Consider the following 13565-nt stretch of genomic DNA (forward strand, 5'->3'; position numbering starts at 1 on the left):
TTCCCCTGGCAGCTTCCTGCAGGATCAGCTTGTCGAGCGTCAGGTCCGATACCGCCCTGCGCAACCGGGCGTTCTCCTTCTCCAGCTCTTTCATACGCCGAGCCTGGTCCATCTTCAGGCCACCATATTCCTTGCGCCAGCGGTAGTAGCTTTGTTCGGTGACGCCGATCCGACGACACGCATCGGCCACCGTCCCGCCCTGTGCCAGCACGATCTCCGCTTCACGCAGCTTGCCGATGATCTCTTCCGGCCTGTGCTTCCTTGCCATTCCATTCCTCCTTCGTGGCCAATTCTAAAATAGAAATTGGGCCACTCAGAAGGGGGCAGATCAGCCCCGCAAACCATCGAAACGAGGCCGAAAAAACCATCCCTCACACAACAAAGACCGCGATCAGACCCTTTGCGCCCCCATCAGGCCGAAAACAGCGGGTTCTTCGAGGTGTCCCGATGTGTCATGCGTCGCTGAAAGGACTGCGGTTTCAGGTCAAGAGTTTCGGTCCGCCCTGGGATCAAAACCTTGCGTCGGTGCATCTTTAGCCGCAGCCAGCCTACAAGTGGGCGCCTCACGAGAAAACGCGCCAGCGCGGGCCAAGAATGAATTAAATGAATTCTTTATGAATTCTGTCGCCCAACTCATGGACGTCCCGAAGCGTCAAGCCGACTTGGCGATTTGTGGAAGCCTCATTGCTCTGAAAGAGCGTCATTGCGGTTCACGAGAAGCGTGACTTCGCAATTGGACATACACTTCTGCTCTCCTACCTCCCTGATCGCCGCATCAACTATCGTCCACTCGTCATCGGTGAGCGCCTCTTCGAATTTGACGCCGAAGGTTTCGTCCCGCCTCCAGACCACCTGACCAAATAAGGTGTATCCGCCGACCCTAAGCTGTACATCTCGGCCCCGTTGTGGCGGCACGCAACCGGCAAGACCAGCACCGCTCGACGAAATGTCGATCATAACTGCGGACATTCGAGAAGCGGTTGTCATGACAACTGCCCCCGCTCCCAAAGGGGTACGGGCTGACATGCGCTTTTCAGGCGCTGCACGAACAGTCAGTTTCTTTCCGAATCCAGACAACGGCCAGCCTCCTTGATACGAAACACCTATCCGATGGCCGTAAAAAAAAGTTAGTGGCCGCTCGGTCCAGACCAACGAACATTGTCAAGGGCAGCGACAAAAGCCGCATGGGCAGCATCCTATGCTCATGGCTGCTCGCGCTTGATCAATCTTTGCAACCCAAGCTCTATGTCACAGGCCCCACGCTTCGTTGCCATAAGGGAGGACAGCGGCAGCGGAGTTTGCGAAAAACACTAGTTCTGCCACCAGAAAGCCGGCGGAACATGAAGAGAGTGGGGCGATATTATTAACAGTATAACAAATCGTAACACAATTGGTGAAAATTTTTCAAATTTCTATCGATCCAATTTCACCTTGTGCACCGATCAGGTTTAAATTTTCCGTCGCACATACCAATACATGGCCATTCCATCGAGGCACGAAAGGTCTGAACTAGAAAAATTCTTTCTAAAATCTTTGAAAAAGCTTGACGATTTTCCGCAATTTCATCATCCTTGGGGTCCAGAGCTTGGTAATAGAATCGTGCTGCTTGAAGCTGCTGCGTGAGCGGCGCTCGCTACACAGCCATGGTCAAGCTGAAGTTCATGCAGCATCTTTCAGGTGAGCGGTTATGGACGTAAAGTTGCTAGCGACGAAGATTGAAGCAGCTCAAGTCATTCTTGATGAAATGAGACGAGAGGCCGGGATTGAACCGTCCAAGGATATCCGGCTGAGCGTCACCTCTCGTCAGGAGACTGCCTTGGAGGCCGCGGTCCGCGCTTACGAGGAACGCCGAAAGCGCGGGAGGCATTTCGAAAACACACAACTCTTCGGTGAACCAGCCTGGGATATCTTGCTTGACCTTTACATCCACCAGGCACACAACGAGAGCGTCAGCGTGAAGAGCGCGACAATCGGTTCTGGAGCTTCGGCGGCAACAGCCCTTCGATGGCTCGAAGTACTCGACAAGGAAGGCTTGGTCAGATCAGAAGAGGACCCGAGCGACAACAGGCGGCGTTTGCTTCGACTGACACCCGAAGGCTATGAAAGTATCACACGTTACCTTGAGGAAGTCTCGCGATAAACGCTCTCGCTTCATGCCCTTGCCGTGGCCAAAATCAGAAGGGCGGTTCGATTACTGTCAAAGCAAGCCTCCCGGACGTATTTTCTGCACACACTCGGGCTGCCTGGGGGCAAACGGGTTAATTCTCAGGCAGCATTGCAGGTCGGAGGAAACCGTCGCGCCAAGGCGTTTACGACCGATTCGCGTATGAACATCCTTAGTAGTGGCCCCAAACGGTTTTGATGCTTGCGGATCGCATAGCATTGGCAAATGAAATCGCGCTCAACCGTGATCATGAAGATCTCATGTAACCTGAACGATTGATCGGGCGTAGCCTCAATCAGCATGTCGTCATCGGTCAGGTTGGTGAGGAGAGCCTCAACCGATTTCCCGTCAACACGTTTGCATTCCGTTGGCGCGCGCATTTTGGTTCGCCCGATCGCGCATCGTTCCATGGGCTTGCAATGAGACTTGTCGATCTTGTTAGCCCTGCGCACGCGCCCAAGCCGTTAGCCTCACCAACTTTGCCCCAAACTCGGATGGTGCGCATCTCAGCGCCCATGCATAGACAACTTTCCTCATAAGGAACGATCAATCCCCACCCACCTCGCCGAAGAGCGAATATTTGAGCCGGCCGGACACCTTCAATCGCGCGAGGCCGGCTAATGAAAACTCGCGTCCTTGGCGATCGTGAAGTTTATTCGTAAGCACAAAGTTAACCGCGCATAAGGGTTTTGCCGTTAGTGCTGAAAAGCGATGAGCCTAACCAAGTATGAGCAACAATTAGTGCTGGATCATCGGAATTGAGAAAGGGGCAGGCAGGCTATTTTTTCTGCTCGAGGGATTGTTCGAACCGAATTTACCCGGTCTTACGGCCCGCGTTCGGGAGGTGCATTAATTGGGAAATCTTGACGGAGCACAACGCCGCGCCTTGATTGAAGCGGCCGTGGCAAAGCTCACACCCGCAGTCACCAGCGCACCGACGTCGGGAACAACCGTGTTTGTGCTCATTTGCGATGCAATCGAGGACACGCTAGGGGTGAATTACATTTCAGAAGCTGTTTCCCAGCTTCTGCTCGACATGGCAAAAGCCTCGGAATGTCAAGGCCTGCCAGTGGCCAAGACTAAACCTTAACGCGCCAACGCGTGCCCGGCCACAAACGACGACCATCACCCCCGTCAGATAGCAGGATGCTGCCATCTGGCGAGCAAGGACAAGTGCAGCAGAGTGCTCCCTTGCATTGTGGCCGTGTGCCGAACCTCACAGAAAGACGGAATGCTTTGTCCCTGCGCGGTTTTACGGTCTTTGCAGAGCCGCAATATCAAGCACTGTCGTTCCTCTGACGCCGATCTCGACTTCGGCAGAAAATGGTTCGCCGATGCCTTCCTTGTCATTCGCCTCGATAAACCATGGAAGAGGAAGGTTGTCGGCATTGACTGTCACCCGATGCGTTCCGTCGGCGACACCTTCAAATCTGTAACGACCAACGTCGTCCGTCCGCACCGCCTGGATCCCATCGAGGATGACGACAATTCCCCGAGCACCAGACTCTGCCGGATCCCATTTGCCATTTCTGTTCTCATCCAGAAAAACTCTGCCTTCAAGTTTCCCCAAACCTCCAACGGGATATTCCCGGGCGCCCATGAAACCGGATGGCCGGCCAGCAGAAATGGAATAGCGCAAGGTGAGATAAGCCGCCCGTAATCGGAACGAACTTCGTCGCAGATCATCGAGCTGATCATCGCTCAGCCCCAAGGGGGAACCGAACAGCGGAATGCCAAAGCGTGAAATCAGACTGGAGGTCGCATCAGTGTAAGTGCCGGACAGGCTCAAGCTCGGTGAGAGTCTTGCTGACGCAACCAGTGTTGCTGAGAACGATTCGGTTTGCTGCGACGTTAAGGTGCCAAAGGAAACACCGGTCGACTGGAACGGACCGAAAAACTCCGCAGCCGTCGCGCTGGCATCTGAACTATAGGCAAACGTCGCATCGATAGTTGTGTCCTTGATGGGCATAAGCCCAGCGCTCATCGCGATGCCGAAGCTGTCGGCGCTCTCTGTCAGATCGCGATTGAGTACCTGCGATGCTTGGTCCGACTGGCTGCGATGCTGGTAGGATATCTGGGTGCTGAGCCTGCTGCCCGCCGGCAGAGATTGGGGGAGCGACCAATTCTGGATAAAACCGATACGATAAAGGTTCGAAAGACGATCCGAGCTCCAGCCCGCTTCGGCGCGTGACGATCCAAACCCCGTTTCAAAATCGACATAGCCAAGAACTTGGCCAGCGCTTTGGCCATTGGCCACTCGCAAGCTTGCGTTGACCCCAACCGCGGAGTTGAAATCGATATTTCGACGAAAATCCGCATTGACAACGACACCGCTTGAACCGGTGCTGTCGACTGAATCGATCGCATCAATATTGAAGGTCCAACGCCACCGCTGAGAGGAGGTCGAAAACCGATAATATGCACCAAAGGCGTTGCTGAGGATCGCCGATGTTCCCCAAGTCAATCCGGGGCCGAAATAGTAAACTCCGCCATTATGGATGCTACGACCGCTGCGATAGACGGCGTCAAGAGATGCGCCATGAGCGTCGCCATCGGCCAGATATTCTGACGGTGCAACTCCATTGCTCGAACGGGTTGACCAGACCGCATTTGCCTGGAGGCGAAACTTCTGCCGCGACAAGCCCATCGAGCCTACGATCGCGCGCGAGCTGACAAACCTCGTGTCACCACCTGGATCAGAACTACCGAGGATGACAGCAAAGGGGTCGCGTGTATCATCAACCGCGATGGCTTGGACACCGGCCGTCAGACCTGGCGACAATTCCGACTGGCCTCCTGCTGAAACCAGCAATCCTGAAAGGCCTGTATAGTCGGTCAGAAGCAAGCCGCCTAGCAAACCGGGCTCGCCTACGGAAAGATTGAAGCTTGCAAATGGCTTCGGGTCGGAAAAGGATTCCCCCGGCGCGACAGGCCGATAGGCGTCAAAGGTTACTGCCCCCCCCAAGATAGGGGTAACAGGCAAAAAGAACCGCGCTTGCCTGTCAAAAAGGCCGATCAGTGGTGTCGACGTCGTTCCTAACGCACTATCGATAAGCCAACCTGAGCCCAACGGAAGACCGCTGCTGGTTAGTTCGAACAAACCGGTCCAGCGGTCGCCGTTTGCCACGGCGAATGGATCAGGACGCGATCCCCGGCCAAGCTGCGCATCCAAACCAAGCAATCCGAAATTGTCAGTCTGATATCTGGCAGATACGAGAACCCCGGCTTCCTGCTGCACATTGTCGAATGGCGAAGTATCGATACTATCCGCGTTGGAGGTTGAGGAGATCCTTGCCCCGTTCAACTCCGCCACCAGCGAACGCAAATTGCCCGTTGTGTTTGTGACCCGAACCACTTCGGAAGTTAGCGAAAGCTCCAGGTTACCGTCATCAATCAGGCGATCAACATAAGCTTCGGAAGAAGCTGGAGCGCCTATGTCTGAATCCTCTTGATTCTGCGCACTAGCCAGACTGGGTATGACCACGCTGGCCGCGATCAGCACCCGAATACCAAATCTGCAACAGAGCCGATTACAGATCCGGATGTGGATCTTGTGGCCCATGGTCAAGGCTCGAATACCCCTTCGAACCGGAACGAATTGACCGAGTCATTGATCGTGCCGCTCATAGCCAGAGGAAAAATGATAGGCTTTGCAGCTATTGTATCGCTCATGCCGGCAGCCTGCGACGCGATCGTATCATCACCCGTGTCCGGGTTGAGAGCGATCATCCTCGTCTCGCCTGGCAAAATCGGCAAGGTCGAGGGTGAGAACTCCCGCTTCAACCCCGTAGCATCGGTACCACTCAGAAAGGCCGAAAGCCTGCCGTGTGCATTGCCAGTATTTTCGACCATTAGTACGGGTGTCTGCAAACCATTAAGCTCAATGACATCGGCTTTGACGATCTTGAGCGCAGGCTTCACATCGCCCACGGCAACATAGACTATCAGAGCGATCTGGCCTTTGACCGGGAAATTGACATTCTCCGTTGGGGACACCTCCTCCTCGCCGCCCGAAATGACAATTGCAAAACGGCATTCGGTGGCAGGCGCATCGGCCGGCGGCGTAACCTCGAACCGGTAGCGCAACTGCGTGCGTCCCGGCAAAAGCGTCTGCCGCCGCTCAATAGCCACCCACGGGCGGCAAGAACCGGGCTTAAGCACCTCGCTCAGCACAACGCCACCTTCCGGTGTCAGATCCCATTCAGCCGTGGCAAAAGTCAGCTCAGTCGAACCATCGGAACGATTGCTCAGCTCAGCAACTGCGCGGACCGTTTCCCCCGGCTTGGCGGAGAGCTCAAATCGCGGAGGCGACACCGCAAGAGCAAAATCTTCCGCAATCACAGCTCCAAACGGAACTGCCAGCATCGCCGTCAACGTGGCCAGCTTCATTATAAATGTGCAAAAAAAGCGCAACGTGTCCCTCATCGATCCAGCTCGATTTCGAAGCCAAATGCCAGAGCTTCCGGCTGCGCAAGGCGCGATCCGTCAGTCTGCAGGCTCATTTCAATCAGGTCCCGGATCACTGGGCCCGTCACAGCACCCGCGTAAACCAGCGCGCGATCACCCGATACGAGCGAACCGGCAAGCAAGGTTCCTCCGGTCCGCCACGTAGCGCGGACCGTGGGTCCGGCCGTGCGGGGCAAGGTCATGTATATCCGCCCTGAGCGCCCAACCCAGGAACCAAGATTGAGTTGGACACTCACGCGAGTGGAGGCAGAAACAATAGATGACGAACCGCTGCGTCCCGGCGGCTGCCACTGCATCTGGAGAACGGGATCGAGAACGACAGTCCCACTGTCATCCACCCTGTAGGCACGCGACACGCCCGCTGACGGCACCTCATCTTGAGCAGCCACGGGTGCGACTATCACCGCGGATCCGGCAAGCAAAAGCAACACAGCACTGCAGCGCCTCATGGGAGGCTCAGCGTGTAGGTTGCGCGACCGGAATAGGTGCCCGCAGCCGGGACAAGTGTGTTAGCATAAGAAAATGTCATGCACTGCTCCTTCCACGTATTGGCCGGGAAAGTAGCAAGAACTTGCGTGCCGCCTGTGAATGATCCGTTGGGAAACTGGAAAATTGTGTCACCATTACCCGACATGACCCAACTGATCTGGCTAAAAGGGATCGCGTCACCGCCACTGGTCAGATTGGCGGGCGCGGTAACCGTGAGGGTCGCCACACCAGATCCGGGCCCAGGGCGGGACCAGGCGCCGATGTAAACCTGCGACGGAGGATTGCAGAACACGAAGCCATCAATCGGGCTTTGAGAAACATTGCTGTTCGACGCCATTGTTTGCGGCGCGCCTGAGCCAACAACACCCGACGGAACAGTTACCGACACAACATTGACCGTAGAATTGTTGCCAGGCCTGCCGCCTGACGTGTAGACCCCCGTGTAGCCGCCGGCGCCAACCTGCAAATAAATGGAGCGAGGCCCCCCGGTGATGGTGATTACATAAGCTTGCGCGGCCTGGGCTTGAGCCAGAGTGCCCAGCGCCAGGCCGGCAATCACAGCTCGCCGAAAATGCGAACGAAGACCCAAAAGACCTGCTGCGAGTTTGAAGGCGTGCGTGGAAATGCGCTTGTCCATGTCTGCGTGCCTTACTCCGGAAGAATACGTAGCGATGCCACCTTCACGTTATTCTGCGGTCAATTCAAGGTGTCGCCACCAAATATGCACTATCCGGTTCAGAAGTGCTCGCGGAGGCGCGATCGTCCTTGCGCGCGAAAGCCCCCGCCAATTGCCAGCGGGACTTTATCAAGGGAGAAAATGCAAGAGTTCCAGCGTTAGACTTGGCGATAAAGGGATCCGACGCCCAATCGTCTTTCGACTTCACGGGCAAGGACACTTCGGTCGTCCCGGTCTCAGCATCTTCTCCTGGACGCTCCAAATAGACGGCATGCGGGATCATGATCGTGATATCGAGATGCGCCTTCGTCTCGACCCGTTCAGAGGCCGTCACTTCGAACCGTGACTCAGCTTGCGCCCCACATGCAGCGAGGGCCCCCGCACATACAGAGCAACGCCCCCAGAACCCGAAATTGGCCCCAACCTTCACATGCACCCCCTCTGGTTTGCGCATGTGCGAAGAACGGTGTGGTGCGGAGGTTCTTAAGTTTGATTGGCTCCGTCAATGTGAGGGGCTCAAAGTAGTTCATTGTGCCCCAGTTCTCGATGATGAGCTGGACAGACCACCTCGGGGACGGCGGCAAACCCTTAGTCGGGGAGAGGAAAAATATCCCTCGGCCCAGCTGAGACAAGGAATTCAGGGCATCGACACTGCGTAAGTCACACGGCCATTTTGCGCATTAACGCCACCATAAGTACCGGCCGGAACGACATTCTGGTTGAGGTAGGTAAACGTCCAGCGAGCGTCGAGATTGGTGACCTTGGTGCCAGTCGTGGGCGTGAGGTTGATGCTCGTGGTGGCACCGTCAACTAGGGTCGGGTGCGCCAGCGCGGTGGACGTCGTGCTTGTCGCGACAGCGACATTCATCTGCGACCACGAGATTGTGTCGCCCGCACCATTGTTGAGGGGCCCAAGGGTCGTGGAGCTGAACGCAATGGTGCCATTGTTGCCGGTGACGCGCGCTGTGACAGTGCCGTTCGTCAAATCACCCCCAGTGCCGGAGACGGCCGTTCCGTCACCAACATTGGCAGCAGGCACGTTGAAGACAAGATTGTCGACAGTGGTATTGTTCGCGGCATTGGTGCCGGTCCCGATGCGCACATAGACGAACTTCGGTATGGTGACGGTGAAGTCAAGATTTGCGCTGGCCGTCAGCGGCGTGTCGGTTCCGGTCACAAACCTCGATTCCGCCTGCGCCCCAGTGGGTAGTGAAGCAGCCATAGCAAGCACAAACAGTGCGACGTATTTTGTCTTCTCAATCACGGTGCATCTCCAATCTAGATTGCTCGTCTAAAGGGTCGAGCGTGGAGATCCGTATATTCCCTTAATGGTTACGAAAGCGTTCATTATGAATTTTTGCCACCTTCAATGGCGCGCCTGAAGCACTTCTGCGCCGGGCATCCGATATCACCGCAGTCTATCGATAAGATGAAGCCAGGCAGCTCAGCGCTGCCTGAAGACACTGCAACCGATTAGGTTCGCAGCTTATGCGCGCCTTGATCATAAGATCGGCTTGGCGCCCGTCCATCCACCCCAATCGATCCATCACATGACGAAAATATCAGAATCGATCGATTGCGCCGCTCTGCGCGACCATCATTAGTCGGCAGGGCGCACTGACCAGATCAGCCGAACCCGTCGTGAACTTGCTCCAGCGAACAAAGCGATTTTTAGCACATACATTCAGCCTGTGATGAGCAAGGGCTATAGGCCAGCCATCACAGTTCCGTTGCGCGCCATGCGAGCCCTGTAAGAGACAGACCTGCCTTAAAGGTGACACCTAAGCGCTTGCTCCACCCTCAAGCGGCCCAGCTCGCTGATCTCGACCACGAAACGCCGTTTATCGTCGCTGTCAGGCCGGCGGTCGATAAGGAGCATTTCCTCGAGTGCATTGAGCCACCGCAGGGCGGTTGTGGCCGGACATGCCGCTCCGATGCATGCGCTAGTCACCGAAATCTGGCTACCCTTGCAGTCGGCCTGATAGAGATCAAGCATGATGTCCCAAGCTGGGGATATGGCAAAGCCCTGCATTCCAAAGACTTCGTCTACATTGCGGCGGGCGGAATAGATCTTGCCTGCCAGCCCGGCAAGCGTCTGCTTGGAGGGGACCGTCCCAAGCTCGTGGTCAGACATTGTTCTCAGCTCAATCGCCAGGGCCTCCATGCGATCGGCAATACCTTGGGTATTTTCGAACTGACCAACCGAGGGAACGCGGCCCGCTTGGCTCGACTGCGCATTCACGTGAAGACCTTCCAACTTCGCCTCCTTGAGAGAAAGGTGATCCGGAACAATACCTAACCGGCTTTGCGACGAGCGGTTACCAAAACACGGTTAATTCATCAGCGACTCGCCGCGAATCCGTATTACTGCGTATAGACGGCACCGGTTCATTGCCAGCGCCCACGATGGATATCCCCAGATGGACACAATTTGCTATTTCTCAGGATCATCTCGAAAATCCAGCATGCCGGCGTCCATTAGAACTCTGCCGCGTCATCGCTCATTCATCATGATCCGAATTTAATGGCACAGTCCCGTGCGGATCGCCCAATACCCGAAGGAATACCTCGCCGATGAAAATGATGCGAACCAGATTGAGCCTTAATGGGACGTCGGCGACTTCGATTTGCGCTCTCTTTAGCGCTCTAACGCATGATCTCACGCAGTTAACCATTATCGGCTTGCTTATCCATGGTTTTGGCATCTATCAGCGCGCCGGGATATCTTTTGCCAGATGACGGAAACCGATAAAAAGAGCGAACAGGAAGCAATCGACAGGGCCATTGCCCTGATTGAAGTTGCGCTCAATGAGTGCGACGAGCATGGTTTCGTCTTCGTCGCCATCGATCTTTCCACCGCTCTCGATAAACTTCTCGCGCTGCGCGCACAACAAACTGCCGAGTGAGGCAGCGTTGCCGTGGGGCTGCAAACGCCCTACGGTCACGTTTATGGCGCCAGCAGTTGCCTTCCTCGTATTTGATTCGCTTACACAAAAGCAGCACGACGCGCTCAGACTCGCGGCGCTGCATCTGACGTCGAAACAAATCGCGTTGCAGCTGGGCGTATCGCCAGTCACCATCGACAAGCGTATCGAAGCCGTGCGCGCTCGACTTGGCAGCATCCCGCGCTCAGATCTGGTTCGCCTCTATGTCATCTGGCGCGAAGAAAATAACCGGGACACCATGTATGATCGCACCATAGATGATCTGATCATACTAGGTGAGCTGCCCGGAGATGCGCCAAAGACCACGACGCAGCCGACGGAAAGACCGCTGGTTTTCGAAGACAGCATCTCCTTTGACGCGCGTGCGTCGTGGGAACGTGATCCGGTCTGGCTGCGCCCGGGGCTGACGCCGTCAGATTTGGGGCTGAGTGGAAAGTTGGCAGTCATATTTGGCGGCGCGGTTGCAATCTTGATGGTCGCCGTGCTCTCTGTGGCTTGCATCAACGCGCTCACGACCCTGATCAGCAGCTGAAATTCTCCCGGGCTGCACAGCCAAAGGAGAACTCCATGTCACTTTCCATCGACGCCGCTTCCGCCCGCATCGTCCGAGAACTCAAATCATCAGAAGAGACGATTTCAAACGCGCTGGTCGCGGCAAGCGCCCTCCTGCACTCGGCCGCGCTTGCAGATCATGACATCTCGGACGTCCCCGAAGTCAAGGTGCAGTCGGTGCTTCTGCATCTCAACAAGATGATCCATGGACTGATCGAAGCCCGCGGCGAAGCGAGAAGGGTCCACGGCCAGTTGCTCGACATCGGCCAGGCGATGGGTGCCACGGAAACGCCCTATTGTCCGCCAAAGACGGCCGTCATCGCGGAGCAGCGCGCTGCCTGACTTGCCTTTGCGGCGATGAAGCGACAGATCTGCCGGTGATGGTCCGGTTCCTCGCTCAAGCCCTGCTGATCTGTGTCGTTTTCATCGCCGCCTTGCGCGCAGGAGGAAAACCCGAACGCCATGTCGCGTCAATCTACTTTGCCATGCTTTTGGCCTCGACAGCGGACGCTTTGCTTGGTGGCGGCGAAACCGCGGCAGACTATGCTGGGCTGCACGTTTTCCGCTTCACCCTTGATTGCTGTGCCCTCGCCGGCATCGTCTTTGTTGCGTTGCGCTATGAACGCTGGTGGACCTTGTGGGTAGGCTCGGTCCAGTTGATCGCGGTGATGGCGCACGTATTGCGAGCTATCGCAGTGCCGATGCCTGCCCTCGTCTACGTCATCATGGAGCGCTGGCCAGTCTGGATGGCGGTGCTTATCACCGCAGCGGGGACTTTTCTGCATCACCGCCGACAACAGGCGGTAGTCAGCGACATCTGAGCACGCTCCTGACACCCCTTCACAATCAACCGGAAAATCTTGCAGCACGCCTGTTATACCGGTTCGGTTCGATTGCTCGGATCGCCCAAGCGACGGAAGCCGAACTGCGACAGATATGCCTTGTCGGGGAGAACTGGGTCGAGGCCTTTGTCGGCATCCGCCAACTCATTCACGATGGTATGCGCGAGAAATTGTTCCGCACTCGTCTCGGGAATGATCGACAAACGCTCTTCACTTATCTGCTCATGACCATGCGGAATCTGAGAGAAGAGCGCATGGTTGCAATCTTTGCGGATAGAGAGGGCTTCGTCATCGCCGAAGAAGTGCTTGCAGAAGGCGGTGAGGCGCATGTCGCATTCACTCCCCGCAAGATTTTCGGGCGGGCGTTGAACCTTGATGCACGGCAGATCCTTTTGGCGCACAACCACCCATCCGGGTGGGCCGAACCAAGCGAACAGGATGTTCGACTGACGCAATCACTCTGCCGACAGGCAGACGAACTTGGCCTATCGATCGAAGATCATCTTATCGTAGGCGCTCGCGAGGTGGTCAGCATGAAAGAGAGAGGGCTCATATGACGAACCACCTGTCGCTTTCTCAAGATCTCGCTAGGTTCGAGAAGCTCATTGAGACCGCCGAAACAAAGACGAAGGCAAATGCCCCGAGATCACAAGCCGGGTCGTCAGAGGCAGCAGGCGCGCCCCAAGAAATGCGTGATCTTTTCGTAACGGCGGCAAGGCGCGAAAGGGAAAGAATGCGTACACGCGCCGCGCATCTTCCCATTGAACTCGCAGGAGATGCTGGCTGGGCAATTCTTCTGGACTTATACATCTCTGATAAGATGATTATGGATATTGAGCCCAACGGGTGCGGTAGGCGCTGGAATATTTCCGACGATACAGCCCTGCGCCAGATCGCGGGCCTGATCGCCACCAACCTCGTCGTTCGGGTCCATGGTGAGCCTGCCGAAGGATTTCGAGCATTACGGCTGACCGCGCGTGGTCGCGAGGCAGTCACAAGTATCCTGAAGAGCTCTGCCTGACAAATAGGCCTCTAAGCCTGCCGCGCACCCTGCGAAGCACGCCCATTCTATCTTGCCAGCCATAGCGCGGCAGCGTCTGCGATATAATCGATCCCAGAATGCTACCTTTTCAGGAGGGTTAAGGCATTGTCGCCGAACCCTGCGCTGCGGCAGCTATCGGCTTTGATCATTTCGCTTTCATCATGCCTTGCGACAATCAGGCGCCCCTGCCGGACCAATATCAGCGCCAGAGAGCCAAACCCGCGAATAGTTCGTCTTGCCGGACGCAAAATCCTCGCCTGTTCCGAACTAGGCTCAGGACTCATTGCGGCAGCCAGAAGATGACGGTTGCGGCGATGCAGATGGCGGACATGAACGTGTGCGCGCAGCGGTCATAACGGGTGTGGATCCGTCGCCAGTCCTTGAGCTT

16 protein-coding genes and 1 pseudogene are annotated in these 13565 nt (G+C 56.1%); 6 read left to right on the plus strand and 11 right to left on the minus strand.

Translation table 11 applies throughout. The features are described 5' to 3' along the window. Positions 1-268: transposase (locus OIK40_RS14870; protein ID WP_273679148.1), on the minus strand; the 268-nt coding region annotated here is incomplete at its 3' end. Between the two features lie 413 nt (positions 269-681). Next, positions 682-1026 (minus strand): PilZ domain-containing protein, encoded by a 345-nt coding sequence (locus OIK40_RS14875; protein WP_273679163.1) that lies wholly within the window; start codon positions 1024-1026, stop codon positions 682-684. A gap of 661 nt (positions 1027-1687) precedes the next feature. Between OIK40_RS14875 and OIK40_RS14880 the strand changes: the two genes are divergently transcribed. Then, positions 1688-2140, plus strand: coding sequence for a helix-turn-helix domain-containing protein (locus tag OIK40_RS14880; RefSeq protein ID WP_273679149.1), 453 nt, complete (start codon positions 1688-1690; stop codon positions 2138-2140). A 1276-nt stretch (positions 2141-3416) separates the two neighbouring features. On the opposite strand, the gene OIK40_RS14885 is transcribed toward OIK40_RS14880, so the two are convergent. The 7 genes from OIK40_RS14885 to OIK40_RS14915 all read right to left on the minus strand — a co-directional run bounded on the left by OIK40_RS14885 (position 3417) and on the right by OIK40_RS14915 (position 10741). After that, positions 3417-5726 carry an SdrD B-like domain-containing protein gene (locus tag OIK40_RS14885; protein WP_273679164.1) on the minus strand — a complete coding sequence of 770 codons (2310 nt, stop codon included), beginning with the start codon at positions 5724-5726 and terminating at the stop codon, positions 3417-3419. 2 nt (positions 5727-5728) lie between these two features. Beyond that, a complete protein-coding gene (locus OIK40_RS14890) occupies positions 5729-6553 on the minus strand; it encodes a COG1470 family protein (RefSeq protein WP_273679150.1) in 825 nt (274 codons plus the stop codon). A 32-nt stretch (positions 6554-6585) separates the two neighbouring features. Beyond that, positions 6586-6813 carry a hypothetical protein gene (locus tag OIK40_RS14895; RefSeq protein WP_273679152.1) on the minus strand — a complete coding sequence of 76 codons (228 nt, stop codon included), beginning with the start codon at positions 6811-6813 and terminating at the stop codon, positions 6586-6588. Between the two features lie 263 nt (positions 6814-7076). After that, positions 7077-7757 (minus strand): hypothetical protein, encoded by a 681-nt coding sequence (locus OIK40_RS14900; protein ID WP_273679154.1) that lies wholly within the window; start codon positions 7755-7757, stop codon positions 7077-7079. Between the two features lie 676 nt (positions 7758-8433). Then, complete coding sequence (locus OIK40_RS14905) at positions 8434-9060, minus strand: hypothetical protein (protein WP_273679155.1); 627 nt, start codon at positions 9058-9060, stop codon at positions 8434-8436. A 504-nt stretch (positions 9061-9564) separates the two neighbouring features. Continuing rightward, positions 9565-10053 carry a helix-turn-helix domain-containing protein gene (locus OIK40_RS14910; RefSeq protein ID WP_273679156.1) on the minus strand — a complete coding sequence of 163 codons (489 nt, stop codon included), beginning with the start codon at positions 10051-10053 and terminating at the stop codon, positions 9565-9567. A 451-nt stretch (positions 10054-10504) separates the two neighbouring features. Continuing rightward, complete coding sequence (locus OIK40_RS14915; protein ID WP_273679157.1) at positions 10505-10741, minus strand: hypothetical protein; 237 nt, start codon at positions 10739-10741, stop codon at positions 10505-10507. A gap of 4 nt (positions 10742-10745) precedes the next feature. Here OIK40_RS14915 and OIK40_RS14920 point away from each other — a divergent pair, with 4 nt between their 5' ends. Genes OIK40_RS14920 through OIK40_RS14930 form a run of 3 tightly spaced genes read left to right on the plus strand, consistent with a single transcriptional unit; the run spans position 10746 to position 12114 of the window. Beyond that, complete coding sequence (locus OIK40_RS14920; protein WP_273679158.1) at positions 10746-11273, plus strand: sigma factor-like helix-turn-helix DNA-binding protein; 528 nt, start codon at positions 10746-10748, stop codon at positions 11271-11273. A gap of 35 nt (positions 11274-11308) precedes the next feature. Next, on the plus strand, positions 11309-11635 hold the full coding sequence (locus OIK40_RS14925; protein WP_273679159.1) for a hypothetical protein: 327 nt from the start codon (positions 11309-11311) through the stop codon (positions 11633-11635). Further along, positions 11590-12114: a hypothetical protein gene (locus OIK40_RS14930; protein WP_273679160.1), complete on the plus strand. Its 525-nt coding sequence runs from the start codon at positions 11590-11592 to the stop codon at positions 12112-12114. Before OIK40_RS14925 ends, OIK40_RS14930 begins: the two co-directional genes overlap by 46 nt. Positions 12115-12167: 53 nt before the next feature. Here OIK40_RS14930 and OIK40_RS15125 read toward each other — a convergent pair whose 3' ends face one another. Beyond that, the gene (locus OIK40_RS15125; protein WP_374211824.1) at positions 12168-12338 is read right to left on the minus strand and encodes a hypothetical protein; all 171 of its coding nucleotides are present in this window, start codon (positions 12336-12338) and stop codon (positions 12168-12170) included. 51 nt (positions 12339-12389) lie between these two features. On the opposite strand from OIK40_RS15125, the gene OIK40_RS15130 reads away from it, so the two are divergent. Together OIK40_RS15130 and OIK40_RS14940 are read left to right on the plus strand one after the other, a co-directional pair. After that, positions 12390-12692 carry a JAB domain-containing protein gene (locus OIK40_RS15130; RefSeq protein ID WP_374211825.1) on the plus strand — a complete coding sequence of 101 codons (303 nt, stop codon included), beginning with the start codon at positions 12390-12392 and terminating at the stop codon, positions 12690-12692. After that, on the plus strand, positions 12689-13156 hold the full coding sequence (locus tag OIK40_RS14940; protein WP_273679162.1) for a hypothetical protein: 468 nt from the start codon (positions 12689-12691) through the stop codon (positions 13154-13156). Before OIK40_RS15130 ends, OIK40_RS14940 begins: the two co-directional genes overlap by 4 nt. Positions 13157-13457: 301 nt before the next feature. Here OIK40_RS14940 and OIK40_RS14945 read toward each other — a convergent pair. Further along, positions 13458-13565, minus strand: a pseudogene (locus tag OIK40_RS14945) (IS5/IS1182 family transposase); the annotation flags it as partial.

Origin of the sequence: Erythrobacter fulvus (genome assembly GCF_028595285.1) — a bacterium.
Lineage (GTDB): Bacteria > Pseudomonadota > Alphaproteobacteria > Sphingomonadales > Sphingomonadaceae > Erythrobacter > Erythrobacter fulvus.